The organism is Pseudomonas sp. AM4(2022) (assembly GCF_036346515.1).
Lineage (GTDB): Bacteria > Pseudomonadota > Gammaproteobacteria > Pseudomonadales > Pseudomonadaceae > Aquipseudomonas > Aquipseudomonas paracarnis.
This window is the reverse complement of sequence record NZ_JAOTNW010000001.1, coordinates 416,340-440,475: the sequence shown is the minus strand read 5'-3', so window position 1 is coordinate 440,475 and position 24,136 is coordinate 416,340. Positions and strand designations below refer to the sequence as shown.

General features: G+C 59.4%; 24 protein-coding genes. 18 read left to right on the top strand and 6 right to left on the bottom strand.

Annotation, left to right across the window (positions count from 1 at the left end):
• Positions 1-48: 48 nt before the first annotated feature.
• Positions 49-762, bottom strand: coding sequence for an SIMPL domain-containing protein (locus ODQ19_RS01985; protein ID WP_330209211.1), 714 nt, complete (start codon positions 760-762; stop codon positions 49-51).
• 205 nt (positions 763-967) lie between these two features.
• Between ODQ19_RS01985 and ODQ19_RS01980 the strand changes: the two genes are divergently transcribed.
• From ODQ19_RS01980 to ODQ19_RS01970, 3 genes are all read left to right on the top strand, one after another.
• Positions 968-2,230, top strand: coding sequence for an ATP-binding protein (locus tag ODQ19_RS01980; RefSeq protein WP_003188495.1), 1,263 nt, complete (start codon positions 968-970; stop codon positions 2,228-2,230).
• Entirely contained in the window at positions 2,223-2,783 is a 561-nt protein-coding gene (locus tag ODQ19_RS01975) for a response regulator transcription factor (protein ID WP_003171731.1), read from the top strand. Before ODQ19_RS01980 ends, ODQ19_RS01975 begins: the two co-directional genes overlap by 8 nt.
• A 99-nt stretch (positions 2,784-2,882) precedes the next feature.
• Positions 2,883-4,607, top strand: coding sequence for an ABC transporter ATP-binding protein/permease (locus ODQ19_RS01970; protein ID WP_330209210.1), 1,725 nt, complete (start codon positions 2,883-2,885; stop codon positions 4,605-4,607).
• A 195-nt stretch (positions 4,608-4,802) separates the two neighbouring features.
• Here ODQ19_RS01970 and ODQ19_RS01965 read toward each other — a convergent pair whose 3' ends face one another.
• Positions 4,803-5,240 carry a YhcB family protein gene (locus ODQ19_RS01965; RefSeq protein WP_003171734.1) on the bottom strand — a complete coding sequence of 146 codons (438 nt, stop codon included), beginning with the start codon at positions 5,238-5,240 and terminating at the stop codon, positions 4,803-4,805.
• 146 nt (positions 5,241-5,386) lie between these two features.
• On the opposite strand from ODQ19_RS01965, the gene ODQ19_RS01960 reads away from it, so the two are divergent.
• From ODQ19_RS01960 to zapE, 3 genes are all read left to right on the top strand, one after another.
• Entirely contained in the window at positions 5,387-6,016 is a 630-nt protein-coding gene (locus tag ODQ19_RS01960; protein ID WP_330209209.1) for an alpha/beta hydrolase, read from the top strand.
• A gap of 16 nt (positions 6,017-6,032) precedes the next feature.
• The gene (locus tag ODQ19_RS01955) at positions 6,033-7,388 is read left to right on the top strand and encodes a tryptophan--tRNA ligase (protein WP_330209208.1); all 1,356 of its coding nucleotides are present in this window, start codon (positions 6,033-6,035) and stop codon (positions 7,386-7,388) included.
• A gap of 79 nt (positions 7,389-7,467) precedes the next feature.
• On the top strand, positions 7,468-8,562 hold the full coding sequence (gene zapE / locus ODQ19_RS01950) for a cell division protein ZapE (RefSeq protein ID WP_003188500.1): 1,095 nt from the start codon (positions 7,468-7,470) through the stop codon (positions 8,560-8,562).
• A 60-nt stretch (positions 8,563-8,622) separates the two neighbouring features.
• Here the strand turns inward: zapE and ODQ19_RS01945 are convergent, their stop codons facing one another.
• Together ODQ19_RS01945 and ODQ19_RS01940 are read right to left on the bottom strand one after the other, a co-directional pair.
• Positions 8,623-8,865 carry a hypothetical protein gene (locus ODQ19_RS01945; RefSeq protein WP_330209207.1) on the bottom strand — a complete coding sequence of 81 codons (243 nt, stop codon included), beginning with the start codon at positions 8,863-8,865 and terminating at the stop codon, positions 8,623-8,625.
• Between the two features lie 263 nt (positions 8,866-9,128).
• Complete coding sequence (locus ODQ19_RS01940; protein WP_178088129.1) at positions 9,129-10,025, bottom strand: GlxA family transcriptional regulator; 897 nt, start codon at positions 10,023-10,025, stop codon at positions 9,129-9,131.
• A gap of 244 nt (positions 10,026-10,269) precedes the next feature.
• Between ODQ19_RS01940 and ODQ19_RS01935 the strand changes: the two genes are divergently transcribed.
• Complete coding sequence (locus ODQ19_RS01935; RefSeq protein WP_116668334.1) at positions 10,270-11,406, top strand: acyl-CoA dehydrogenase family protein; 1,137 nt, start codon at positions 10,270-10,272, stop codon at positions 11,404-11,406.
• 143 nt (positions 11,407-11,549) lie between these two features.
• Here ODQ19_RS01935 and ODQ19_RS01930 read toward each other — a convergent pair whose 3' ends face one another.
• On the bottom strand, positions 11,550-12,590 hold the full coding sequence (locus ODQ19_RS01930; protein ID WP_330209206.1) for an NADP(H)-dependent aldo-keto reductase: 1,041 nt from the start codon (positions 12,588-12,590) through the stop codon (positions 11,550-11,552).
• Between the two features lie 250 nt (positions 12,591-12,840).
• Between ODQ19_RS01930 and rplM the strand changes: the two genes are divergently transcribed.
• The 8 genes from rplM to ODQ19_RS01890 all read left to right on the top strand — a co-directional run bounded on the left by rplM (position 12,841) and on the right by ODQ19_RS01890 (position 18,638).
• The gene (gene rplM / locus ODQ19_RS01925; protein ID WP_003188508.1) at positions 12,841-13,269 is read left to right on the top strand and encodes a 50S ribosomal protein L13; all 429 of its coding nucleotides are present in this window, start codon (positions 12,841-12,843) and stop codon (positions 13,267-13,269) included.
• A 14-nt stretch (positions 13,270-13,283) separates the two neighbouring features.
• Positions 13,284-13,676: a 30S ribosomal protein S9 gene (gene rpsI / locus ODQ19_RS01920; RefSeq protein ID WP_002555064.1), complete on the top strand. Its 393-nt coding sequence runs from the start codon at positions 13,284-13,286 to the stop codon at positions 13,674-13,676.
• A gap of 266 nt (positions 13,677-13,942) precedes the next feature.
• Positions 13,943-14,536: a ubiquinol-cytochrome c reductase iron-sulfur subunit gene (gene petA / locus ODQ19_RS01915; RefSeq protein WP_003188524.1), complete on the top strand. Its 594-nt coding sequence runs from the start codon at positions 13,943-13,945 to the stop codon at positions 14,534-14,536.
• Positions 14,536-15,747, top strand: a complete 1,212-nt coding sequence (locus ODQ19_RS01910; RefSeq protein WP_003188526.1) for a cytochrome b — start codon at positions 14,536-14,538, stop codon at positions 15,745-15,747. The genes petA and ODQ19_RS01910 overlap by 1 nt, the downstream gene beginning before the upstream one ends.
• The gene (locus tag ODQ19_RS01905) at positions 15,747-16,526 is read left to right on the top strand and encodes a cytochrome c1 (RefSeq protein WP_116668333.1); all 780 of its coding nucleotides are present in this window, start codon (positions 15,747-15,749) and stop codon (positions 16,524-16,526) included. The genes ODQ19_RS01910 and ODQ19_RS01905 overlap by 1 nt, the downstream gene beginning before the upstream one ends.
• A 148-nt stretch (positions 16,527-16,674) precedes the next feature.
• Positions 16,675-17,292, top strand: coding sequence for a glutathione S-transferase N-terminal domain-containing protein (locus tag ODQ19_RS01900; RefSeq protein ID WP_003188529.1), 618 nt, complete (start codon positions 16,675-16,677; stop codon positions 17,290-17,292).
• Between the two features lie 17 nt (positions 17,293-17,309).
• Entirely contained in the window at positions 17,310-17,729 is a 420-nt protein-coding gene (locus ODQ19_RS01895; RefSeq protein ID WP_003188531.1) for a ClpXP protease specificity-enhancing factor, read from the top strand.
• A 159-nt stretch (positions 17,730-17,888) separates the two neighbouring features.
• On the top strand, positions 17,889-18,638 hold the full coding sequence (locus tag ODQ19_RS01890) for a FadR/GntR family transcriptional regulator (protein WP_003188534.1): 750 nt from the start codon (positions 17,889-17,891) through the stop codon (positions 18,636-18,638).
• A gap of 121 nt (positions 18,639-18,759) precedes the next feature.
• Here ODQ19_RS01890 and ODQ19_RS01885 read toward each other — a convergent pair whose 3' ends face one another.
• Entirely contained in the window at positions 18,760-19,917 is a 1,158-nt protein-coding gene (locus tag ODQ19_RS01885) for a phospholipase (protein ID WP_116668332.1), read from the bottom strand.
• A gap of 233 nt (positions 19,918-20,150) precedes the next feature.
• Here ODQ19_RS01885 and kdgD point away from each other — a divergent pair, with 233 nt between their 5' ends.
• The 3 genes from kdgD (at position 20,151) to ODQ19_RS01870 (ending at position 24,128) form a co-directional block, all read left to right on the top strand.
• Positions 20,151-21,062: a 5-dehydro-4-deoxyglucarate dehydratase gene (kdgD, locus tag ODQ19_RS01880; RefSeq protein WP_003188537.1), complete on the top strand. Its 912-nt coding sequence runs from the start codon at positions 20,151-20,153 to the stop codon at positions 21,060-21,062.
• A gap of 54 nt (positions 21,063-21,116) precedes the next feature.
• Positions 21,117-22,562: an aldehyde dehydrogenase family protein gene (locus tag ODQ19_RS01875; protein ID WP_330209205.1), complete on the top strand. Its 1,446-nt coding sequence runs from the start codon at positions 21,117-21,119 to the stop codon at positions 22,560-22,562.
• A gap of 201 nt (positions 22,563-22,763) precedes the next feature.
• Positions 22,764-24,128, top strand: a complete 1,365-nt coding sequence (locus tag ODQ19_RS01870; protein ID WP_330209204.1) for an MFS transporter — start codon at positions 22,764-22,766, stop codon at positions 24,126-24,128.
• Positions 24,129-24,136 lie beyond the last annotated feature (8 nt).

Here is a 24,136-nt window from a genome sequence, read left to right as displayed (position 1 = left end):
AAAAAGGCGCAAGCCCGTAGGGTTGCGCCTTTGTCCTGTCTAAAAAAGTTACTGTAAAACTTCGATCACGCCGTCGGCACTCATAGTGACCTGGCTGGTGCCGGCTTCCACTTCAGGTGTCGGTGCTGAATCGGCCATGGCGGCTTTCATCATCATGCCACCATTGCGGGCGTAGGGCATTGGGTAGCCATTGGTGTTGAAGTTCAGGTTGACGATCTTGTAGCCCTTGCCGCCGAGCGCATCGGTAGCCAACTGCGCGCGCGCCTTGAACGCCGCCACCGCGTCCTTGAGCAACGCATCTTCGCTGGCCTTGCGCGTGGCGTCTGCGATGGCGAAGTCCATGTTTTCCATTTTCAGCGTGTTCAACAGCTCGCCGGTGAGCTTGGACAGCGCCGGGAAGTCCGCGCTTTCCAGGCGCAGCTCGGCGCGTTCACGCCAGCCGGTGATCTTCTGATTCTTATTGTCGTAGATCGGGTAGCTGTTACGGCTGCCCTGGCGCAGGGTCACGCCTTTGACTTCGCGGGCCTGGCCCAGGGCGGTGTTCATGGTGGTGGTGATTTCAGCGGCAAGCTTGGCCGGGTCGGCGTTTTGCGACTCGGTATAGAGGGTGACGATCATCTTGTCACGGGCCACTTCCTGGCTGACTTCGGCGCGCAGGGAGATCTGGTTGTAATGCAACTCATCGGCAGCCAGCGCCGGCAGGCTGGACAGTGCGCTGGCGAGGAGGGTGAGCGTGGCTGCACTGCGAATGAAACGAGACATGGAAGCTCCTTGAGATAGTCGTGCTCGGTATGACTGTAGACGCTGGCATTGGGTTCTTCGGGTTTACACATTACCTACAAGTTATGCGGGCTCCGACGAACGGTCATTTACCCGGCCTGCGTCAAAGAGCCACACACGCCGTGCCAGCAGGTCTGCTTCGTTTATACTCGTGCCGATCCGCCTGCAGCGCTCACCGGGAGAGCTCATGCTCGCCGCCGTAAAACTAACTTCCGCCACTCGCCAGAACCTTTGGCGCCTGACGTTCATTCGCACCCTGGTATTGGCCGCACAGGCCGGTTCCGTCGGGCTTGCCTATTGGTTCGACCTCTTGCCGCTGCCCTGGCTGCAACTGGCCGTGACCCTGGGTTTTTCCACCGTATTGTGTGTGTTCACCGCCATTCGATTGCGTACCACTTGGCCTGTGACCGAGTTGGAATACGCCCTGCAACTGGCCTGTGACCTGTTTATCCACAGCGTGTTGCTGTACTTCTCCGGCGGGTCTACTAACCCCTTCGTCTCGTATTACCTGGTGCCTTTGACCATCGCCGCTGTCACCCTGCCGTGGCGTTATTCGGTGGTGCTGTCGGGCATAGCGCTGACGCTGTACACCCTGCTGTTGGCGCAGTTCTACCCCTTGCAGACATTCCCCATCGCCCGGGAAAACCTGCAGATCTACGGGATGTGGTTGAGCTTCGCCCTGTCGGCTGCGGTGATCACCTTCTTTGCCGCGCGCATGGCCGAAGAACTGCGCCGCCAGGAAGAACTGCGCGCCATTCGCCGGGAAGAGGGCCTGCGTGACCAGCAGCTGCTGGCCGTTGCCACCCAGGCCGCAGGCGCTGCCCATGAGTTGGGCACACCACTGGCGACCATGAGCGTGCTGCTCAAGGAAATGACCCAGGACCATCACGACCCGGCTCTGCAGGACGATTTGAGCGTGCTGCAGGAACAGGTCAAGCAGTGCAAGCTGACGTTGCAGCAACTGGTGCGCGCCGCTGAAGCCAATCGCCGTCTGGCGGTCGAAATGCAGGACGTCACCCAGTGGCTTGATGAGGCGCTCAACCGCTGGCACCTGATGCGTCCCGAAGCCAGTTACCGTTTCAACCTGCTGGGCCAAGGCAGCGTACCGCGCATGGCGCCACCACCGGACCTGACCCAGGCGCTGCTCAACTTGCTGAACAATGCAGCCGACGCTTGCCCTGAAGGCCTCGGAGTGCAGTTGGACTGGGACGCGGAAAACGTCACCATCAGCATTCGTGACCACGGCGCGGGCGTGCCATTGGCCATTGCCGAGCAGATCGGCAAACCCTTCTTTACCACCAAGGGCAAAGGCTTCGGCCTGGGCCTGTTTTTGAGCAAGGCCAGCGTGACCCGCGCGGGCGGCTCAGTGAAGCTCTATAGTCATGAGGAAGGTGGCACGCTCACCGAGCTGCGCCTGCCCCGTGTCGCACGAGGAGATATCGATGAGTGACGAGATCCAAGTCGAAGGCGAAGAACTGCCGCACCTGTTGCTGGTAGATGACGATGCGACCTTTACCCGCGTGATGGCACGCGCCATGAGCCGGCGCGGTTTTCGCGTCAGCACCGCAGGTTCTGCCGAAGAGGGCCTGACCATCGCCCAGGCCGACCTGCCGGACTACGCCGCCCTGGACCTTAAAATGGACGGCGACTCGGGCCTGGTGCTGCTGCCCAAGCTGCTGGAACTCGACCCGGAAATGCGCGTGGTGATCCTCACCGGTTACTCCAGCATCGCCACCGCCGTCGAGGCGATCAAGCGCGGCGCCTGCAATTACCTGTGCAAGCCGGCGGATGCCGACGACGTACTGGCCGCCTTGCTGTCCGAGCATGCCGACCTTGACACCCTGGTGCCGGAAAACCCGATGTCGGTGGACCGCCTGCAATGGGAACATATCCAACGCGTGTTGACCGAACACGAAGGCAACATCTCCGCCACCGCCCGCGCTCTGGGCATGCACCGCCGCACCTTGCAACGCAAGTTGCAGAAGCGCCCGGTACGACGCTGAACGGAAACTGAACAACCCGCTTCAGGCTGCACGGACGCACGAACCGATCCCCTATGATCGGTTCAAACGCCTGTCACTTTTTCCTACCGAGCCTGAACGATGAATCAGAACGCTGAATACCGCGCGGTCAACGATGCGGTGCGTGGGCAATTCTTCCGCCGAACCTGGGCGATGATCACCCCCTATTGGCGCAGTGAAGAGAAGGGCAGGGCCTGGCTGCTGCTGGCCGCAGTGATTGGCCTGTCGCTGTTCAGCGTGGCGATCTCCGTGTGGATCAACCACTGGTACAAGGACTTCTACAACGCCTTGGAGAAGAAGGACACCGCAGCCTTCTGGCAACTGATCGGCTATTTCGGCGGGATCGCGGCGGTGGCGATACTCGGTGCGGTATATCGCCTTTACCTGACCCAGATGCTGACGATCCGCTGGCGCGCCTGGCTCACCGAAAAACACTTCAGCCGTTGGCTCGCCCACAAGAATTATTACCAGCTGGAGCAGGGCGGCTACACCGATAACCCGGACCAGCGGATCTCCGAAGACCTCAACAACTTCACGTCCGGTACCTTGAGCCTGGGCCTTGGGTTGCTGCGTAACGTGGTCAGCCTGGTGTCATTCTCGATCATCCTGTGGGGCGTCTCGGGCAGCATCGAGGTGTTCGGCATCACCATCCCCGGCTACATGTTCTGGTGTGCGCTGCTGTACGCCGCTGTGGGCAGTTGGCTGACGCACTTGATCGGCCGGCGCTTGATTGGCCTGAGCAACCAACAACAACGCTTCGAAGCGGACCTGCGTTTTTCTATGGTGCGGGTGCGTGAGAATGCCGAAAGTATCGCCCTGTACAACGGCGAGCCGAATGAAAGGCAACGCCTGAGTTCGCGCTTCGGCAAGGTCTGGCAGAACTTCTGGGACATCATGAAAGTGTCCAAGCGCCTGACCTTTTTCACCGCTGGCTACAGCCAGATCGCGATCATCTTCCCCTTTATCGTCGCCGCGCCGCGCTACTTCACTGGCAAGATCGAGCTGGGCGAGCTGATGCAAATCAACTCGGCGTTCAGCAACGTGCAAGAGAACTTCAGCTGGTTTATCAACGCCTATTCGGAACTGGCGACTTGGCGCGCCACCAGTGACCGTTTATTGAGTTTCCAGCAAGCCATGAGCGACAACGAGCAACGCACGCCGGCGATCGACGTGCGCCCTGAAGGCGAGCGCCTGGTGATCAAAGACCTGGGCATGGACCTGGCCGACGGCCGCCATTTGCTCACCGACGCCGACATGACCGTGGAGCCTGGCCAGCGCGTCATGCTCAGCGGGCGTTCCGGCAGCGGCAAGAGCACTTTGCTGCGGGCGATGGGGCATCTGTGGCCCGCCGGTCATGGCAGCATTCGCTTGCCGGCGACGCGCTACCTGTTCCTGCCGCAAAAGCCTTACTTGCCGATTGGTACGCTCAAGGCCGTGTTGAGTTATCCACAGGACGACAGCGTCTATCCGGCAGAACGTTATGCACAGGTCCTGGAGACCTGCCGCCTGCCGCACCTGGTCAATCGCCTGGATGAAGCCAACCACTGGCAACGCATGCTCTCGCCGGGTGAGCAACAGCGCCTTGCCTTTGCCCGTGCGTTGTTGTTTGCACCGCAATGGCTGTACATGGACGAAGCGACCTCGGCCATGGATGAAGAAGACGAGGCAACCTTGTACCAGGCGTTGATCGATCAATTGCCGGGGTTGAGCATCGTCAGCGTCGGCCACCGCAGCAGCCTCAAGCGTTTCCATGGACGGCATGTGCGCATTGACGGTGGGCGGTTGCAGGAACAGCCTGTGTCTTAAGGCTCAAACGCGGTCAAAAATGTGGGAGCGGGCTTGCTCGCGAATGCGGTGTATCAATCAAAACCTCAGTGACTGACACTGCGCATTCGCGAGCAAGCCCGCTCCCACATTGGATCTGCGTTGGCATGGAAATGAGGCAACAAAAAGCCCGGCTGATCATCGATCAGCCGGGCTTTTTTATTGCTCGAAGATGACTTACTTCTTCAAGCCGTAATGCTCATCCAACATGCCTGGAGCGTTCGGCGTCTTTGGCGCGTAGTCCCGTGGTGGCTCCTGGTTTTCCCGAGGCGGGGTCAGGCGTTCCCGTGGGGTTTGCGGTGCATCGGAATGCAGCGCGGCCAGCAGGCGCTGGCGGGTGATGTCGTCGAGGGCCAGGCGGTTAGCGCCATCGGCGAGGTGATCCTGTACTTCCTGGTAGCTCTGGGTGAGCTTCTTGACCAGGGTCGCGGTGCTGTTGAAGTGGGTAACAACCTCGTTCTGATAACTGTCAAAACGTTCCTGAATGTCATCCAGCTGACGCTGCGTGCGGTTAGGCGCGGCATTCGGCAGCAGGCGGGCAACCAGGAAACCAATGGCGACACCGGCAACCAGGGCAAGAGTCGGCAACAACCAAACTAAGAGCGAGTGTTCCACGAGTCCTTCCTCTATAAACGGCTTTGCTTTACGTTAACGGCTCAAACCTGCGCTGTATACCGCGATTAAGCTCGCAATGATGCCATGCACAGACTTTTAGCTAGACGAGTCGACCCCTTGAGAGGTCACGGAGTTCATCCTTGCTCATGCGTGAAACCCCCGTTTTGATCGATGGCCCGGTGGGCCAATTGGAAGCCCTGTACCTGGATCACCCCGAACCACGTGGCCTGGCGCTGGTTTGCCACCCTAACCCGGTGCAGGGTGGCACCATGCTCAATAAAGTCGTATCGACCCTGCAACGCACTGCGCGCGATGCGGGTTTGATTACTTTGCGTTTCAATTACCGTGGCGTCGGTGCCAGTGCCGGCACCCACGATATGGCCGCCGGTGAAGTCGACGATGCAGAAGCGGCCGCCACCTGGCTGCGGGAAAAACACCCGGACCTGCCGATCACCTTGCTGGGTTTTTCCTTCGGCGGTTACGTGGCTGCCAGTCTCGGCGGGCGTTTGGAAGCCAAGGGCGAGAAGCTCGCGCACCTGTTCATGGTCGCTGCGGCGGTGATGCGCCTGGGCGAGTCGGACGTGCTGCCCCAAGGCTGCCCGCTGACCTTGATCCAACCGGAAAGCGACGAAGTGGTTGACCCGCAGCTGGTCTACGACTGGTCCGCCGCCCTGAAACGCCCCCATGAGCTGCTGAAAGTGGCAGAATGCGGACACTTTTTTCATGGCAAGCTGACCGATCTCAAGGATCTGGTGCTGCCACGCCTTTCGAATTGATGACAAGCGATCACCCATGACGACCCGTACCCGTATCCTCACCGGCATCACCACCACCGGCACGCCGCACCTGGGCAACTACGCCGGTGCGATTCGCCCGGCGATCCTCGCCAGCGAAGACGCGAATGCCGATTCCTTCTATTTCCTGGCCGACTACCACGCCCTGATCAAGTGCGATGACCCGCAGCGCATCCAGCGCTCGCGTATGGAAATCGCCGCGACCTGGCTGGCCGGTGGCCTGGATGTGAACCGGGTGACCTTCTACCGCCAGTCGGACATCCCGGAGATCCCCGAGCTGACCTGGCTGCTGACCTGCGTTGCCGCCAAGGGCCTGCTCAACCGCGCCCATGCCTACAAGGCGTCGGTGGACAAGAACGTGGAAAACGGCGAAGACCCGGATGCGGGCATCAGCATGGGCCTGTACAGCTACCCGGTGCTGATGGCAGCTGACATCCTGATGTTCAACGCGCACAAGGTGCCGGTGGGTCGCGACCAGATCCAGCACGTTGAAATGGCCCGCGACATCGGCCAGCGCTTCAACCACCTGTTCGGCAACGGTAAAGAATTCTTCACCATGCCCGAGGCACTGATCGAAGAAAGCGTGGCCACCTTGCCGGGCCTGGATGGCCGCAAGATGTCCAAGAGCTACGACAACACCATCCCGTTGTTCACCAGCGCCAAGGACATGAAGGACGCGATCTCGCGGATCGTCACCGACTCGCGCGCGCCAGGCGAAGCCAAGGACCCGGACAATTCGCACTTGTTCACCCTGTACCAGGCGTTCGCGACCAAGGCCCAGGAAGCCCAATTCCGCGGCGAGCTGCTAGAGGGCCTGGGTTGGGGCGAGGCGAAGAACCGTCTGTTCCAACTGCTCGACGGCCAGCTCGGCGAAGCGCGCGAGCGTTACCATCAACTGATGTCGCGCCCATCGGACATGGAGGATCTGCTGCAGGTCGGCGCCAAGAAGGCCCGCGCTGTGGCGGCACCGTTCCTGGCCGAGCTGCGTGAAGCGGTGGGCCTGCGTTCGTTCGTCAACCAGGCGGCGGCGCCGGTCGCCACCAAGAAAAAAGCAGCGAAGGCTGCGCGGTTTGTGAGCTTCCGTGAAGACGATGGTAGCTTCCGCTTCCGCCTGCTGGCCGCTGATGGCGAGCAATTGCTGCTGTCGCGCAACTTTGCCGATGGCAAAGCGGCCGGCGCGGTGACCAAGCAACTGCAAAGTGGTGATGCGCTGGACGTGCGCGCCGAGGCTTTGAGCTTCAGCGTATGGCTGGACGGCGCCGCAGTAGCTGACAGTGCGGAGTATGCCGATGAAGCATCGCGTGACGCGGCCATCGAAGCCTTGCGCGTTGCGTTAGCCCCCCTCGAGGATTAACCCGACCAAGGGTTGATTGCCATTATCCAGGGCCGTCGTTACAGTGTCGGCCCGTTTTTGTTGCCTTGCTAACGAAATTATGACGCCCCTAGAACGATATCAAGCTGATCTGAAACGCCCCGAGTTCTTCCACGACGCGGCCCAGGAAAATGCCGTGCGTCATTTGCAGCGCCTGTACGAGGATCTCGTGGCCGCGTCGCAAAGCAAGCCAGGGATGTTCAGCAAGCTGTTTGGCAAGAAAGACCACACGCCGGTCAAAGGCCTGTATTTCTGGGGCGGCGTGGGCCGGGGCAAGACTTACCTGGTAGACACCTTCTTTGAAGCACTGCCGTTCAAGGAAAAGGTGCGTACGCACTTCCACCGCTTCATGAAGCGCGTGCACGAAGAGATGAAAACCCTGCCGGGCGAGAAAAACCCGCTGACCATCATCGCCAAGCGTTTCTCCCAAGAGGCGCGGGTGATCTGCTTCGATGAATTCTTCGTCTCCGACATCACCGACGCCATGATCCTTGGCACGCTGATGGAAGAACTGTTCAAGAACGGCGTGACCCTGGTGGCCACGTCGAACATCGTGCCCGATGGCCTGTACAAGGACGGCCTGCAGCGTGCACGCTTCCTGCCGGCCATTGCGCTGATCAAGCAGAATACCGACATCGTCAACGTCGACAGCGGCGTCGACTACCGCCTGCGGCACCTGGAGCAAGCCGAGCTGTTCCACTTCCCGCTCAACGAAGCGGCGCACGAAAGCCTGAAGAAAAGCTTCCGTGCGCTGACGCCGGAATGCACCCAGGCGGTGGAAAACGACAAGCTGATGATCGAGAACCGCGAAATCATCGCGCTGCGCACCTGCGATGACGTAGCCTGGTTCGAGTTCCGCCAACTGTGCGATGGGCCGCGTAGCCAGAACGATTACATCGAGCTGGGCAAGATCTTCCACGCCGTGATCTTGAGTGGTGTGGAGCAGATGGGCGTGACCACCGACGATATTGCGCGGCGGTTTATCAACATGGTCGACGAGTTCTACGACCGTAACGTCAAGCTGATCATCTCGGCGGAAGTCGAGCTCAAGGACTTGTATACCGGCGGGCGCTTGAACTTCGAGTTCCAACGCACGTTGAGCCGTTTGCTGGAGATGCAGTCCCATGAGTTCCTGTCGCGCGGGCACAAGCCGTAAGCTGATGTGATCGCGATAAAAGGCCCGCAGCGATTGCGGGCCTTTTATGTTGGGTGCTGGTTAAAACGTGATCTGGTTTTCAGCGTCCGGCGCCGCTTCGATGAGGGACTTTTGGCCACCCTCCACCTTGTAGGTCGCGCCGTCCGGGCCTTTAAAAATCACCGCCGAATTATCCTCCTCTTCCTCTTCCTTCCGTTTCCGCTTTTTGTTTACCTCTTCAGCCTGATTTTCCTTTGATGCACATGCGCCTGTCTCGCTCGCCTGCATAGCCGGGCTGAAAGAGCTGCTGCCTATGGATGACATGATTGAGTCTCCGTCCTAATTTGAGCCAAATGGATTTAGAAAAAGCCCTTTAAGATCTGCAACTCAGTCCGGCAGAAATAGACGACTTTTTCCTCACTTAAAATGCCAGACGCCCAGCGCGCGGTGGGTTAGCCTTTGTCCTGTCTAGCTGTAGGAATTGGAGGTCTCGCAGGCAAACATTGCGTAAGGCGGCAGAGGGTTTTCAGTTCGACCCTGCACCATTGCGGTATGGCAGGGTCGCTTTGCCTCGTCAGGGGCGGTATCTACGCAGCCTGTTGGAATTGTTGCCGGTATTGGTTCGGCGACAACTCCGTGTGCTGCCTGAACAACCGCGCAAAGAAACTCGCATCGTCGTAACCCACCTCGTAGCTGATGGTCTTGATGCTCTTGCGGCTGCCCGAGAGCAAGCCCTTGGCCGTTTCGATGCGTAGGCGCTGCAGGTAGTGCAGCGGCTTGTCACCGGTCGCGGTCTGGAAGCGGCGCATGAAGTTGCGGATGCTCATGCCGTGTTCCCGGGCGACGTCTTCAAAGCGGAATTTGTCGGCGAAGTGCTCTTCAAGCCAATGCTGGATTTGCAGAATGATCACGTCCTGATGCAGTTTCTGCCCGCCAAACCCGATCCGCCCCGGTGAATAGTTGCGCTGCACCTCATAGAGAATGTCGCGGGCCACCGCCTGGGCGATGTTGGCGCCGCAGAAACGTTCGATCAAGTAGATATAAAGGTCGCAGGCCGAGGTGGTGCCGCCGGCGCAATACAGGTTGTCGGCGTCCGTGAGGTGCTTGTCCTGATTGAGCTGCACCTTGGGGAAGCGCTCGCTGAAGGCATTGAAGAAGCGCCAGTAGGTGGTCGCCTCCTTGCCATCGAGCAGCCCGGCTTCGGCCAGCCAGAACACCCCGGTGGCCTCGCCGCAGAGTACGGCGCCGCGGGCGTGTTGTTCGCGCAGCCACGGCAGCACCTGGGGGTAGCGGGTGCACAGCGCATCGAAGTCGTCCCAGAAGGCCGGCAGCACGATGATGTCGGCGTCTTCGAGGCCGCCGTCCACCGGCATGATCACATCGCTGAAGCTGCGCACGGACTGGCCGTCGGGGCTGACCAAGCGCGTTTCGAACCCCGGGGTCAGGCCCAGGCCTTGCTGTTTGCCATGGCGCAGGCTGGCCAGATGGAAGAAATCCTTGGCTTGCATGAGGGTGGAAGCGAATACCCGATCAATGGCCAAAATGCTGACGCGCCGCAACGGCGTGGAGATTTGGTTAGACATAATTTCATTTATTCTTATAGGGGAAAGTGGTCACCAGACGGCTGGATCGTCTTATTTTTTGTCGCATGTGTCCAGTGTCCCGTGACGCCTTCGGGGCATAGGCTCTGTGGGCTCGTCCTTGTCCGACAATCCATGCAGGTGACCCATGATCCCCAGAACCTTGTTCAGCTCGGAGCACGAACTCTTCCGTGAGAGCGTGCGCACCTTCCTCGAAAAGCACGCCGTACCCTTCCATGGGCAATGGGAAAAGCAGGGCTATATCGACCGTAACCTGTGGAACCAGGCGGGGGAGGCGGGCATGTTGTGTTCCCACCTGCCAGAGGAATATGGTGGGCTGGGCGCGGACTTTCTCTATAGCGCGGTGGTCATCGAAGAAGTCAGCCGCCTGGGTTTGACCGGCATCGGTTTTTCCCTGCATTCGGATATCGTCGCGCCTTACGTCCTGCATTACGGCAGTGAAGCCCTGAAGCACAAGTACCTGCCCAAGTTGATCTCCGGGGAGATGGTCACGGCCATTGCCATGACCGAGCCAGGCGCTGGTTCCGACCTGCAGGGCGTCAAGACCACAGCGGTTTTGGAGGGTGATGAGTACGTGATCAACGGCTCCAAGACCTTTATCACCAACGGCTACCTGGCCGATCTGGTGATTGTCGTCGCCAAGACCGACCCCAAGGCCGGCGCCAAGGGCACCAGTCTGTTCCTGGTGGAAGCCGACACGCCGGGCTTCGACAAGGGCAAGCGTCTGGAAAAAGTCGGCATGAAGGCCCAGGACACCTCGGAGCTGTTCTTCCAGGATGTGCGCGTGCCCAAGGAAAACCTGCTGGGCCAGGCGGGCATGGGCTTTGCCTACCTGATGCAAGAGTTGCCGCAAGAACGCCTGACCGTGGCGATTGGCGCGCTGTCCTCAGCCGAAGCGGCGTTGCAGTGGACCCTGGACTACACCCGTGAGCGCAAGGCGTTCGGCAAGGCGATTGCCGACTTCCAGAATACCCGGTTCAAGCTGGCGGAGATGGCCACCGAGATTCAGATTGGCCGCGTGTTTGTCGATCAGTGCATGGCCTTGCATCTGGAAGGCAAGCTGGACGTGCCCACGGCGGCGATGGCCAAGTACTGGGCCACCGACCTGCAATGCAAGGTGCTCGATGAGTGCGTGCAGTTGCATGGCGGCTACGGCTTCATGTGGGAATACCCGATTGCCCGGGCCTGGGCGGATGCGCGGGTGCAGCGCATTTATGCGGGGACCAATGAGATCATGAAGGAGATCATTGCGCGGGCGCTTTGATGTTTGGTGCTCTTGATTGATCGTTCCCACGCTCCGCGTGGGAACGCCTCATGTGACGCTCTGCGTCACGACTCTGAAAGCGGACGCAGAGCGTCCAAGGCGGCATTCCCACGCAGAGCGTGGGAACGATCAGTGCGGGTCAATCAAGGCGCTGGATTCGGATGATCCTTCTGAATCGCCTCAATCCCTTCCAACACTTCTTTCGACAATTTCAGATCGGCACTGGCGATGTTGCTGTCCAGTTGTTCCAGCGATGTGGCGCCAATAATATTGCTGGTCACAAACGGCTGCTGCGTCACAAACGCCAGCGCCATCTGCGCCGGGTCCAGGCCATGTTCCCGCGCAAGAGCCACATATCGGTTGCACGCCGCTTCCGATTGCGGGTTGAAGTAGCGGCTGAAACGGCTGTACTCGGTCAGGCGCGCCTTGGCCGGGCGAGCGCCATTTTCGTACTTGCCACTGAGCATGCCGAACGCCAAAGGCGAATAGGCCAGCAAGCCGCACTGTTCACGAATGGCAACTTCCGCCAGGCCCACTTCAAAGCTGCGGTTGAGCAGGTTGTAGGGGTTCTGGATCGACACTGCACGCGGCCAGCCGCGGGCTTCGGCCAGGGTCAGGAACTTCATGGTGCCCCACGGCGTTTCGTTGGACAGGCCAATGTGGCGGATCTTGCCGGCCTTCACCTGTTCATCCAAGGCTTCAAGCGTTTCCTCCAGTGGGGTGAGGTCGTCTTCGTCCTTGTGCTTGTAGCTCAACTGGCCGAAGAAGTTGGTGCTGCGCTCCGGCCAATGCAGTTGGTAGAGGTCGATCCAGTCGGTCTGCAGGCGCTTGAGGCTGGCGTCGAGGGCTGCGCCGATGTGCTTGCGGTTGTGGCGCAGGTGGCCATCGCGGATATAGTCGATGGTGTTGCCGGGGCCGGCGATCTTGCTGGCAAGGACCCAGTCGGCGCGGTCGCCACGGCTTTTGAAATAGTTGCCGATGTAGCGTTCGGTGGTGGCGTAGGTGTCGGCCTTGGGCGGCACCGGGTACATTTCCGCGGTGTCGAGGAAGTTGATCCCCGCGGCCTTGGCCCGTTCGATCTGCGCGAAGGCCTCTGCCTCGCTGTTCTGCTCGCCCCAGGTCATGGTGCCCAACGCGATCGCGCTGACATTCAGATCGGTGCGGCCCAGCTGTCGGTAATCCATCGGGTACTCCTTCGGGGGAAAACAATCATAAAAGCAGGTTGAATTTTTTTTCGCAATCTGCATAATTGCCCACCTCTTTCTGCAGTGGAAGTGATGCGCCGCCTGCCGAAGAATCTTGCCGTTGAACGGACGCGCCGACCCGAGCCCCCGATAGCGTCTGTATCCGGCTGCCTTTGACCTTGTCAAAGTACGCACTATTCAGTAAGATCCGCCGTCTAAATTTACAGGCGGCCCCTGAGGCTATTAAAGAATGACAACTTTTACTGCAAAACCGGAAACAGTTCAGCGCGACTGGTTTGTCGTCGACGCCGCTGGTCAGACCCTGGGTCGTCTGGCCACTGAAGTCGCCAGCCGTCTGCGTGGCAAGCACAAGCCTGAATACACCCCGCACGTTGATACCGGCGACTACATCGTCATCATCAACGCTGAGCAGGTTCGTGTAACCGGCAACAAAGCAAGCGACAAAATGTACTACCGTCACTCCGGTTTCCCAGGCGGTATCAAGTCTTCCAACTTCGAAGGCCTGATTGCCAAGAAGCCTGAAGCCCCGATCGAAATCGCGGTCAAAGGCATGCTGCCTAAGGGCCCACTGGGTCGCGATATGTTTCGCAAGCTGAAAGTCTATGCGGGCGCTGTACACCCTCATGCTGCTCAGCAGCCCCAAGAACTGAAGTTTTAACGGAATAGTTCATTATGTCGGCGACTCAAAATTACGGCACTGGCCGTCGCAAAACCGCAACCGCACGCGTTTTCCTGCGTCCGGGCACTGGTAACATCTCGATCAACAACCGCTCCCTGGACAACTTCTTCGGTCGCGAAACTGCCCGCATGGTAGTTCGTCAGCCGCTGGAATTGACCGAGACCGTTGAAAAGTTCGACATCTACGTCACCGTTATCGGTGGCGGTGTAAGTGGTCAAGCTGGCGCAATCCGCCACGGTATCACTCGCGCTCTGATGCAGTACGACGAAACCCTGCGTGGCGCTCTGCGCAAAGCTGGCTTCGTGACTCGCGATGCTCGTGAAGTTGAACGTAAGAAAGTCGGTCTGCGTAAAGCGCGTAAGCGTCCGCAGTACTCGAAGCGTTAATTCGCTTTACGTTCCACAAAAACGCCCAGCCTCCTCACGGAGCTGGGCGTTTTTTATTGCCTGCGATTTATGCACATTTTTCGCCGTGACAACTTGCCACATCCGTAGACCCCCTATACTACAAGGCCTGGAGGCGGAGCCCCGGGCAATTCCCTTGTCATACGTGGGGCTTTTCATTACCATCCGTCAAAATTTTTATAAGTAAAGATTCAACACTTAGTAGACGCCTGATTTAACAGGCCAAAAAGCTGATGGGAGAGGACTGAATGAGCAATGACGGCGTGAATGCAGGCCGGCGTCGCTTCTTGGTAGCAGCCACATCCGTGGTGGGTGCTGCAGGAGCGGTGGGGGCTGCGGTCCCGTTCGTGGGGTCATGGTTTCCCAGTGCCAAGGCGAAAGCCGCAGGTGCACCGGTGAAGGTGAATGTCAGCAAGATCGAGCCAGGCCAGCAGATGATTGCTGAGTGGCGCGGCCAGCCGGTTTTCATTGTTCGTCGTACCGAGGAAATCCTGGGGAATCTGAAGAAGATCGAAGGCCAGCTGTCTGACCCGACATCCGAAAAGTCCGACCAGCCCGCCTACGCCAAGAACGAAGCGCGTTCGATCAAGCCAGAGATTCTGCTGCTGGTTGGTCTTTGTACCCATCTGGGTTGCTCACCTACCTTCCGCCCGGAAGTGGCGCCTGTCGATTTGGGCAAAGACTGGGTCGGCGGTTATTTCTGCCCGTGCCACGGTTCCCACTATGACCTCGCGGGCCGCGTCTACAAATCCCAGCCCGCGCCCCTGAACCTGCCGGTTCCTCCTCACAATTACGAATCTGACGACATCATTGTCATTGGCCTCGACAAGGAGAACGCGTGATGAGCAAGTTCATGGATTGGGTGGATGCGCGCTTCCCCGCCACTAAAATGTGGGAAGACCATCTCAGCAAATATTACGCGCCGAAAAACTTCAACTTCTTCTACTTCTTCGGCTCCTTGGCCCTGTTGGTGCTGGTCAACCAGATCGTCACCGGCGTGTGGCTGACGATGAGCTACACGCCGTCGGCGGAAGAGGCGTTTGCCTCTGTCGAATACATCATGCGTGACGTCGAGTACGGCTCGATCCTGCGCCTGCTGCACTCCACCGGCGCATCCGCGTTCTTTATCGTCGTCTACCTGCACATGTTCCGCGGCCTGCTCTACGGCTCGTACCAGAAGCCTCGTGAGCTGGTGTGGGTCTTCGGCATGTTGATCTACCTGGCGCTGATGGCCGAAGCCTTTATGGGCTACCTGCTGCCTTGGGGCCAGATGTCGTACTGGGGCGCCCAGGTGATCATCTCGCTGTTCGGCGCAATCCCGGTGATCGGCAACGACCTGACCCAGTGGATTCGCGGTGACTACCTGATCTCCGGCATCACCCTGAACCGCTTCTTCGCCTTGCACGTGGTGGCCTTGCCAATCGTGATCCTGGGCCTGGTGGTATTGCATATCCTGGCGCTGCACGAAGTGGGTTCCAACAACCCGGATGGCGTGGACATCAAGAAGCACAAGGACGAGAACGGCATCCCGCTGGATGGCATTCCGTTCCACCCGTACTACACCGTGAAAGACATTGTCGGCGTGGTTGTGTTTCTGTTTGTGTTCTGCTCGATCGTGTTCTTTTTCCCGGAGATGGGCGGTTATTTCCTGGAGAAGCCTAACTTCGAACAGGCCAACGCCTTCAAGACACCTGAGCATATTGCCCCGGTCTGGTACTTCACGCCGTTCTACGCGATCCTGCGCGCGATCCCCGACAAACTCATGGGCGTGATCGCCATGGGCGCGGCCATCGCGGTGCTGTTCGTGCTGCCATGGCTCGACCGTAGCCCGGTCAAGTCGATGCGCTACAAAGGCTGGCTGAGCAAGATCTGGCTGTGGGTGTTCTGCATTTCGTTCGTGATCCTGGGTGTATTGGGCGTATTGGCGCCTACCCCTGAGCGGACGTTGCTGTCGCAGGTCTGCACCTTCCTGTACTTCGCCTACTTTATTCTGATGCCGTTCTATACCCGGCTCGAGAAGACCAAACCGGTTCCGGAAAGGGTGACTGGCTGATGAAAAAATTACTCGTTGCATTCGTGCTTGCGGCACTGCCGCTACTGTCCTTCGCCGCCGAACATGGCGCAGAGCTGGAAAAAGTCGATATCGATGTGTCTGACAAAGCCGCCATGCAGGATGGGCTGCGTACATTCACCAACTACTGCATGGGGTGCCACAGCGCCAAGTTCCAACGGTACGAGCGTGTTGCCGATGACCTGGGCATTCCCCATGAAGTGATGCTCAGCCACGCGGTGTTCACGGGCGCCAAGATCGGCGACCACATGAACATCGGCATGCAACCGGCCGACGCAAAAACCTGGTTCGGCGCCGCACCACCCGACCTCACTCTGGTGGCCCGTGTACGCGGTACCGACTGGCTCTACGGTTACCTCAAATCCTTCTACGAAGACCCTGCGCGCCCCTATGGCGTGAACAACAAAGTCTTCCCGAACGTCGGTATGCCCAACGTTCTGGTCGGCCTGCAGGGGCGCCAGGTGGTAGGATGCAAGCAGGTTCAGGTCGTTGAAGGCGGCAAGAAGCAATATGATCCGTTGACCGGCACGCCGCTCACCCATGAAGCGTGCGATCAACTGACCATCGTGCCCAAGACCGGTACGCTGAACGAAGAGCAGTTCGACGAGAAGGTCAAGAACCTGGTGACCTTCCTGGCCTACTCGGCCAACCCGGTCAAACTGCAACATCAACGCATCGGTACCTACGTCTTGCTGTACCTGGCTTTCTTCTTCGTATTCGCTTATTTGCTCAAGCGTGAATACTGGAAGGATGTGCATTGATCCAACCGTAAGCAATTGCTGTTAATCTTGCGCGCCCAGCGGCATCTCTGAACACGTAGCGCCGGTTTGAACCGGACGTTACTGAGATGCTCTCTGGGCGCGCTCGTTTTTGAGCTTTCGATAATTTCAACAAGCGAGGAGGACCGCCATGGGCGTGACCAACCGGTTGGCCTGTTACTCCGACCCCGCCGACCACTATTCCCACCGAGTACGCATCGTGCTCGCAGAGAAGGGTGTCAGCGCCGAGATCATCAGTGTGGAGGCGGGCCGTCAGCCGCCGAAGCTGATCGAAGTGAACCCTTACGGCAGCTTGCCCACCCTGGTCGATCGTGACCTGGCGTTGTGGGAGTCGACCGTGGTGATGGAATACTTGGATGAGCGTTACCCTCATCCGCCTTTGTTGCCGGTGTATCCGGTGGCGCGTGCCAACAGCCGCCTGCTGATCCATCGGATCCAGCGTGACTGGTGCGGGTTGGTGGATGTGATCCTGGATTCGCGTTCCAAAGAAGCCGCTCGTGTGCAGGCGCGCAAGGAATTGCGCGAGAGCCTCACCGGCGTTTCGCCGTTGTTCGCCGATAAACCTTTTTTCCTCAGTGAGGAACAAAGCTTGGTGGATTGCTGCCTATTACCCATACTCTGGCGCTTGCCGATTCTGGGCATTGAACTGCCACGGCCGGCCAAGCCGTTGCTTGATTACATGGAGCGCCAGTTTGCGCGTGAGGCTTTCCAGGCAAGTCTGTCTGGTGCCGAACGCGATATGCGCTAAGGCTTAAGGAGCCGTTGATGAACTCCAGTCGACCTTACCTGGTCCGCGCGCTCTATGAGTGGATTGTGGACAACGATTGCACCCCGCACATGCTGGTCAATTCCGAATTTCCTGCGGTTCAGGTACCCCAGGGTTTTGCCAGTGACGGGCAAATTGTGCTGAACGTATCGCCTAGTGCTGTGCGCCACCTGCACATGGACAACGAAGCGGTAAGCTTCGAAGGGCGTTTCGGCGGTGTGCCCCATACGCTGTTCGTGCCCATCGGTGCCATCCTCGGGATCTACGCCCGGGAAAATGGCCAGGGCATGGTGTTCGATCTGGAGTCGCCTTTAGAGGATGACGAAACGATCGAAGGCGAAGACGGTGATGATGTACCGCCACCGGATGCCGAGCCACCGCGCCCCAGCGGTCGGCCGAGCTTGAAAGTGGTGAAGTAGGCGGGTTTCGCTTACAGCGCCATCTGAAAAATGCCCCGACATCTGTCGGGGCATTTTTTTTGCGTGAAGGATATGGATGAAAGTCGCGCCAGAACGGTGATCGTACAACCGCCATGGGCTATGATGCGGTCTTTAGTTCGTCGAGAAAGATGGTTCATCATGGAAAACGCCAGCGCCGCCCCACGTCTTCCCCGCAAGCGCCGCAGCCTTGCCCAGGAATTGGTCACGGTGTTGTCCGAGCAGATCCGCGATGGCCAGCTCAAACGCGGCGACAAGCTACCCACCGAGTCGGCGATCATGGACGCCCATGGCGTCAGCCGGACGGTGGTGCGCGAAGCCATCTCGCGCCTGCAGGCGGCGGGGCAGGTGGAGACTCGCCACGGTATCGGTACCTTCGTGCTGGACACGCCAAGCCCCAGCGGTTTTCGCATAGACCCGGCCACCGTGGTGACCTTGCGTGATGTGCTGGCGATTCTGGAGCTGCGTATCAGCCTGGAAGTGGAGTCTGCGGGCCTTGCTGCCTTGCGCCGCAGTGACGAGCAACTGGCGGCCATGCGTGCGGCCCTCGATGCCTTGAATGAAAGTGCGGCCCACGCTGGCGATGCGGTGGCGTCAGACTTTGCCTTCCACCTGGAAATTGCACTGTCTACTGGTAACCGCTATTTCACCGACATCATGACCCACCTGGGCACCAGTATCATTCCACGCACGCGCTTGAACTCTGCGCGGCTGGCCCATGATGATCAACAGCACTACATGAGCCGCTTGAGCCGCGAACACGAAGAAATCTATGAGGCGATTGCCCGCCAGGATTCGGATGCGGCGCGTGCGGCCATGCGCCTGCACTTGACCAACAGCCGTGAGCGGCTGCGCCATGCCCATGAAGAGGCAGAGGCGCAGCGCGGTTGAGGTTTGCCCATATCCCGTGTGGGGGCTGGCTTGCCCGCGATGGCGGCGTGGCAGTCACTGAGTTTGTTACTGAACCTCTGCATTCGCAGGCAAGCCAGCTCCCACATTTGTCCGCGTCTATTTAGCTGGCGGGTTGATTGGGCTTGTAGTCCTTAAGCAGCAAGTACGTACTCCACCCCCACCAATCATTGGTCCAGTGCTTGTCGTTCAAATCGTTGACATCCTTGCGCCGCAGCACCTTGTCCCCCTCCATCTTGAACAGCGGCGAGAAGTTATTCGCCGGGTTTTGCGCGGCGTTCAGGTCGGGCACATACAGCGGTGCCTTGAACTCAGCCGGGGAGGGTGCGATGCCGCTGATGAAGGTTTCGAAGATTTCATCCGCCGAGGCCTGTACCGCCCGTTTGACCTGCACGCGATTGTCGGCGTCGATGCTGTCGAAGTAGCGCTTGTCGCCGTAGGCATGCCACTGAGCGCCCATGGCATTGCGCACCTTGAGCCCGAACTTGCTGTCTTCATCGTGCATGAAGCGGCTGATCAGCGAGCCAAGTTCTCCAGGCGTCACCACCGCTGCCAGTTGTTTGCGTGGTACCCGCAGGTGGCCGGCGGAAAACAGGTCGGTCAAAAAGTGATCGGCAAAGCTGTTCATGGCGTAGGCCAGTTCCAGGGCCTGGTCGGTGCCGGTCTGATGGGCCACCACCGCCTGTTGCAATGCTGCCGTATGACCGGCCAAGTAGGCGGACAGGGCCCATTCACCGAAGTGGTCGGCGTTGTCCGCTGCCAGCTTCAGGTAGCGGCCCAGCGGCACGAGGGCCGAAACAGCACTGCCGCCGCCGGTAATGCGGTTCCACTCCTCGGACAACGTATCACCCAGGGCGTCATAGGCTTCGTGCGGCTGTTTGCCGTCCTTGATCGCCTGGTTGACGGCGTTGATCTCCTTTTGCATCACCGCCAGGATCTTCCGCGCTTCTTCCCGCGAAGCAGGCAACACGGCCAGGGAGTTGAAGGCCGCGGTGAAGCGTTGCACGCGCTCGGCCGGGGAGTTGCCATCGCTGATCGGTTGGCCGGGGATGCCATAGAAGTCGCCGCCCAGGGCGATCACTTGGCCATAGGTCAGCGCGAGCCCGTTAGGCAGGTGCAGTTCGACTTGGCGCGCAGGAATGGCCGGGGCGTCCTTGACGAAGCGAAGCAGGGTGTCATCGCCGATGGCGGTGTGCTCACCGCCTTCGAAGCGCAGGGTAGGCGGGTTTTTTTCGGGTGCTGCGAGTTCAAGACCTGACATGTTAGCTCCTTGCTATGTCGTAGGAATCTTCCGTGATAACTGTATATACATACAGTTATTTGAATCATAGGTGAGAAATTTCCTACGTCAAGAGCCGCGTCTTAAGCCTTTGCAGGATTACGCCGGATGAATTGCAGTTGACGAATTTATTTATAGTTGTACGATGACGTACGACATCACCAAAACCAACAACAACCTTTCGTTAGAAAGTCTTCGCCCAGGGTGTTCGAATAATGAATCCACAAGAACTGAAGTCCATCCTCTCCCACGGTCTGCTGTCTTTTCCGGTGACCGATTTCAACGCCCAGGGTGATTTCCACCAGGCGGGCTACATCAAGCGCCTGGAATGGTTGGCCCCTTATGGCGCCAGCGCCTTGTTCGCCGCAGGTGGCACAGGTGAGTTTTTCTCCCTGGCTGCCAGCGAATATTCCCAGGTGGTGAAAACCGCCGTGGATACCTGTGCGTCCAGCGTGCCGATCCTGGCCGGTGTGGGCGGTGCTACCCGCCAGGCCATCGAGTACGCCCAAGAGGCCGAACGCCTCGGCGCCAAAGGTTTGCTGCTGCTGCCGCACTACCTCACCGAAGCCAGTCAGGACGGGGTTGCCGCCCACGTTGAAGCCGTGTGCAAGTCGGTCAAGATCGGCGTGGTGGTGTACAACCGCAATGTCTGCCGCCTGACCGCACCGCTGTTGGAGCGCCTGGCCGAGCGCTGCCCGAACCTGATCGGCTACAAGGATGGCCTGGGTGATATCGAGCTGATGGTGTCGATCCGCCGTCGCCTGGGCGACCGTTTCAGCTACCTCGGTGGCTTGCCGACCGCAGAGGTTTACGCCGCGGCCTACAAGGCCCTGGGCGTGCCGGTGTACTCCTCGGCGGTGTTCAACTTCATCCCCAAGACGGCGATGGATTTCTACCACGCCATTGCCCGCGAAGATCACGCCACCGTCGGCAAGATCATCGACGACTTCTTCCTGCCGTACCTGGATATCCGTAACCGCAAGGCCGGTTACGCGGTGAGCATCGTCAAGGCCGGTGCGAAAATCGTCGGTTATGACGCAGGCCCGGTGCGCACGCCACTGACCGACCTGCTGCCGGAAGAGTACGAAGCCCTCGCCGCGCTGATCGACAAGCAAGGCGCGCAATAAATTATCCACAAGGCCGCTGAGCAATCAGCGGCCTTTTGCGTCAGGAGAAGATTCGTGTCCCAAGCAAAGCGTTTTGAGAACTACATCAATGGCCAATGGGTAACCGGCGCCGACTACTGCACCAACATCAACCCGTCGGATGTGTCCGACGCCATTGGCGAATACGCCAAAGCCGACGTGGCCCAAGTCAACGCGGCCATCGACGCAGCCCGCGCCGCGTTCCCGACGTGGTCCACCTCCGGTATCCAGGCGCGTCACGATGCGCTGGACAAAGTCGGCAGCGAGATTCTCGCCCGTCGTGAAGAGCTCGGCACCCTGCTGGCCCGCGAAGAGGGCAAGACCCTGCCCGAAGCCATTGGCGAAGTGACCCGCGCCGGCAATATCTTCAAATTCTTCGCCGGTGAGTGCTTGCGCCTGTCAGGCGATTACGTGCCTTCGGTGCGCCCGGGCGTCAACGTTGAAGTGACCCGCGAAGCCCTCGGTGTGGTGGGTCTGATCACCCCGTGGAATTTCCCGATCGCCATCCCCGCGTGGAAGATCGCCCCGGCCCTTGCCTACGGCAACTGCGTGGTGATCAAGCCTGCCGAGCTGGTGCCGGGCTGCGCCTGGGCCTTGGCAGAAATCATCTCCCGCGCCGGTTTCCCCGCCGGTGTGTTCAACCTGGTGATGGGCAGTGGCCGTGTGGTCGGCGACGTGCTGGTCAACAGCCCGAAAGTCGATGGCATCAGTTTCACCGGGTCTGTGGGCGTTGGGCGTCAGATCGCCGTCAGTTGTGTATCGCGCCAGGCCAAGGTGCAGTTGGAAATGGGTGGCAAGAACCCGCAGATCATTCTCGACGATGCCGACCTCAAGCAGGCTGTCGAGCTGTCGGTACAGAGTGCGTTCTACTCCACCGGCCAGCGTTGCACTGCGTCGAGCCGCCTGATTGTCACTGCCGGGATTCACGACCAGTTTGTCGCGGCGATGGCCGAGCGCATGAAGTCGATCAAGGTCGGCCACGCTTTGAATAGTGGCACCGACATTGGCCCGGTGGTGTCCCAGGCCCAGTTGGACCAGGACATGAAATACATCGACATCGGCCAGAGCGAAGGCGCCCGGCTGGTGAGTGGTGGCGGCCTGGTCACCTGCGACACCGAAGGCTATTACCTGGCGCCCACACTGTTTGCCGACAGTGACGCGGCGATGCGCATCAGCCGTGAGGAGATCTTCGGCCCGGTGGCCAACGTGGTGCGCGTGGCCGACTACGAGGCCGCGCTGGCCATGGCCAATGACACCGAGTTCGGCTTGTCGGCCGGCATTGCCACCACCTCGCTCAAATATGCCAACCACTTCAAGCGCCATTCCCAGGCCGGGATGGTGATGGTCAACCTGCCGACGGCGGGGGTGGATTACCACGTTCCATTTGGTGGCCGTAAGGGTTCATCCTACGGTTCGCGTGAGCAGGGTCGCTATGCGCAAGAGTTCTACACCGTGGTGAAAACCAGCTACATCGGTTCGTAACACGCAGCCCCCCGTTATCGGAGGGCGGCTTCCCTGTAGGAGCGAGCTTGCTCGCGAAAAACTCAAATTCACCGCGTGCGTCCTGAATGCCCGTGTAATCGTTGACGTCTTTCGCGAGCAAGCTCGCTCCTACAGGGGCGTGCAACCAAGCAATACATAACCATTACCCGCAAAAAAAATAATTAGTGGGAGTACTTCTACATGCAAGCGACCAAGCCGACCCACGTCCGCTATTTGATCCTGCTCATGCTGTTCCTGGTGACCACGATCAACTACGCCGACCGGGCCACCATCGCTATCGCCGGCTCCAGCCTGCAAAAAGACCTCGGTATCGACGCGGTCACCCTCGGTTATATCTTCTCTGCATTCGGTTGGGCCTACGTGGCCGGGCAAATTCCCGGTGGCTGGCTGCTCGACCGCTTCGGCTCGAAAAAAGTCTATGCCCTGAGCATCTTCACCTGGTCGCTGTTCACCGTGCTGCAAGGCTATGTCGGTGAGTTTGGTGTCTCCACTGCGGTGGTCGCGCTGTTTATGCTGCGCTTCATGGTGGGCTTGGCCGAGGCGCCGTCGTTTCCTGGAAATGCCCGTATTGTGGCGGCGTGGTTTCCTACGGCTGAACGCGGCACTGCGTCGGCGATCTTCAACTCGGCCCAGTACTTCGCCACGGTGTTGTTCGCGCCGTTGATGGGTTGGATCGTCTATCGCTTCGGCTGGCAGCACGTGTTTATCGTGATGGGCGCGATCGGCATTGTTTTCTCGCTGATCTGGCTGAAAGTTATCCACAGCCCGCGCCAGCATCCGATGATCAACGAGGCCGAGTTCAATCACATCGCCGCCAATGGCGCGATGGTCGATATGGATCAGGACAAGGGCAAGGGTAAGAAAACCGACGGGCCGAAGTGGGATTACATCCGCCAGCTATTGACCAACCGCATGATGCTCGGCGTCTACCTGGGCCAGTACTGCATCAATGGCATCACCTACTTCTTCCTGACCTGGTTTCCGGTGTACCTGGTGCAGGAGCGTGGCATGACCATCCTCAAGGCCGGCTTCATTGCCTCGTTACCGGCGATCTGCGGCTTTATCGGCGGGGTGCTCGGCGGGGTGATTTCCGACTACCTGCTGCGCAAAGGCCATTCGCTGACCTTCGCGCGCAAGGCGCCGATCATCGGTGGTCTGCTGATTTCCAGCAGCATCGTGGCGTGCAATTACGTGGACATCGAATGGATGGTGGTGGGCTTCATGGCCTTGGCCTTCTTCGGCAAAGGCGTTGGCGCGCTGGGTTGGGCGGTGGTGTCCGACACCTCACCGAAACAAATCGCCGGGCTCAGTGGCGGCTTGTTCAACACCTTCGGTAACCTGGCGTCGATCACCACGCCGATTGTGATTGGCTACATCATCAGCACCACCGGCTCGTTCAAATGGGCGCTGGTGTTCGTCGGTGCCAACGCGCTGGTGGCGGTGTTCAGTTACCTGGTGATTGTCGGCCCGATCAAGCGCGTGGTGCTCAAGGATCCACCTGCCAAGGGCCCTGAGTTGACCAACCTTTCTCAAGCGCATTCCTGAGGTTCGTG

Coding starts and splice junctions, on each gene's coding strand:
- ODQ19_RS01985 (WP_330209211.1), bottom strand. CDS start 762: ATGTCTCGTTTCATTCGCAGTGCAGCCACGCTCACCCTCCTCGCCAGC.
- ODQ19_RS01980 (WP_003188495.1), top strand. CDS start 968: ATGCTCGCCGCCGTAAAACTAACTTCCGCCACTCGCCAGAACCTTTGG.
- ODQ19_RS01975 (WP_003171731.1), top strand. CDS start 2,223: ATGAGTGACGAGATCCAAGTCGAAGGCGAAGAACTGCCGCACCTGTTG.
- ODQ19_RS01970 (WP_330209210.1), top strand. CDS start 2,883: ATGAATCAGAACGCTGAATACCGCGCGGTCAACGATGCGGTGCGTGGG.
- ODQ19_RS01960 (WP_330209209.1), top strand. CDS start 5,387: ATGCGTGAAACCCCCGTTTTGATCGATGGCCCGGTGGGCCAATTGGAA.
- ODQ19_RS01955 (WP_330209208.1), top strand. CDS start 6,033: ATGACGACCCGTACCCGTATCCTCACCGGCATCACCACCACCGGCACG.
- zapE (WP_003188500.1), top strand. CDS start 7,468: ATGACGCCCCTAGAACGATATCAAGCTGATCTGAAACGCCCCGAGTTC.
- ODQ19_RS01945 (WP_330209207.1), bottom strand. CDS start 8,865: ATGTCATCCATAGGCAGCAGCTCTTTCAGCCCGGCTATGCAGGCGAGC.
- ODQ19_RS01935 (WP_116668334.1), top strand. CDS start 10,270: ATGATCCCCAGAACCTTGTTCAGCTCGGAGCACGAACTCTTCCGTGAG.
- ODQ19_RS01930 (WP_330209206.1), bottom strand. CDS start 12,590: ATGGATTACCGACAGCTGGGCCGCACCGATCTGAATGTCAGCGCGATC.
- rplM (WP_003188508.1), top strand. CDS start 12,841: ATGACAACTTTTACTGCAAAACCGGAAACAGTTCAGCGCGACTGGTTT.
- rpsI (WP_002555064.1), top strand. CDS start 13,284: ATGTCGGCGACTCAAAATTACGGCACTGGCCGTCGCAAAACCGCAACC.
- petA (WP_003188524.1), top strand. CDS start 13,943: ATGAGCAATGACGGCGTGAATGCAGGCCGGCGTCGCTTCTTGGTAGCA.
- ODQ19_RS01910 (WP_003188526.1), top strand. CDS start 14,536: ATGAGCAAGTTCATGGATTGGGTGGATGCGCGCTTCCCCGCCACTAAA.
- ODQ19_RS01905 (WP_116668333.1), top strand. CDS start 15,747: ATGAAAAAATTACTCGTTGCATTCGTGCTTGCGGCACTGCCGCTACTG.
- ODQ19_RS01900 (WP_003188529.1), top strand. CDS start 16,675: ATGGGCGTGACCAACCGGTTGGCCTGTTACTCCGACCCCGCCGACCAC.
- ODQ19_RS01895 (WP_003188531.1), top strand. CDS start 17,310: ATGAACTCCAGTCGACCTTACCTGGTCCGCGCGCTCTATGAGTGGATT.
- ODQ19_RS01890 (WP_003188534.1), top strand. CDS start 17,889: ATGGAAAACGCCAGCGCCGCCCCACGTCTTCCCCGCAAGCGCCGCAGC.
- ODQ19_RS01885 (WP_116668332.1), bottom strand. CDS start 19,917: ATGTCAGGTCTTGAACTCGCAGCACCCGAAAAAAACCCGCCTACCCTG.
- kdgD (WP_003188537.1), top strand. CDS start 20,151: ATGAATCCACAAGAACTGAAGTCCATCCTCTCCCACGGTCTGCTGTCT.
- ODQ19_RS01870 (WP_330209204.1), top strand. CDS start 22,764: ATGCAAGCGACCAAGCCGACCCACGTCCGCTATTTGATCCTGCTCATG.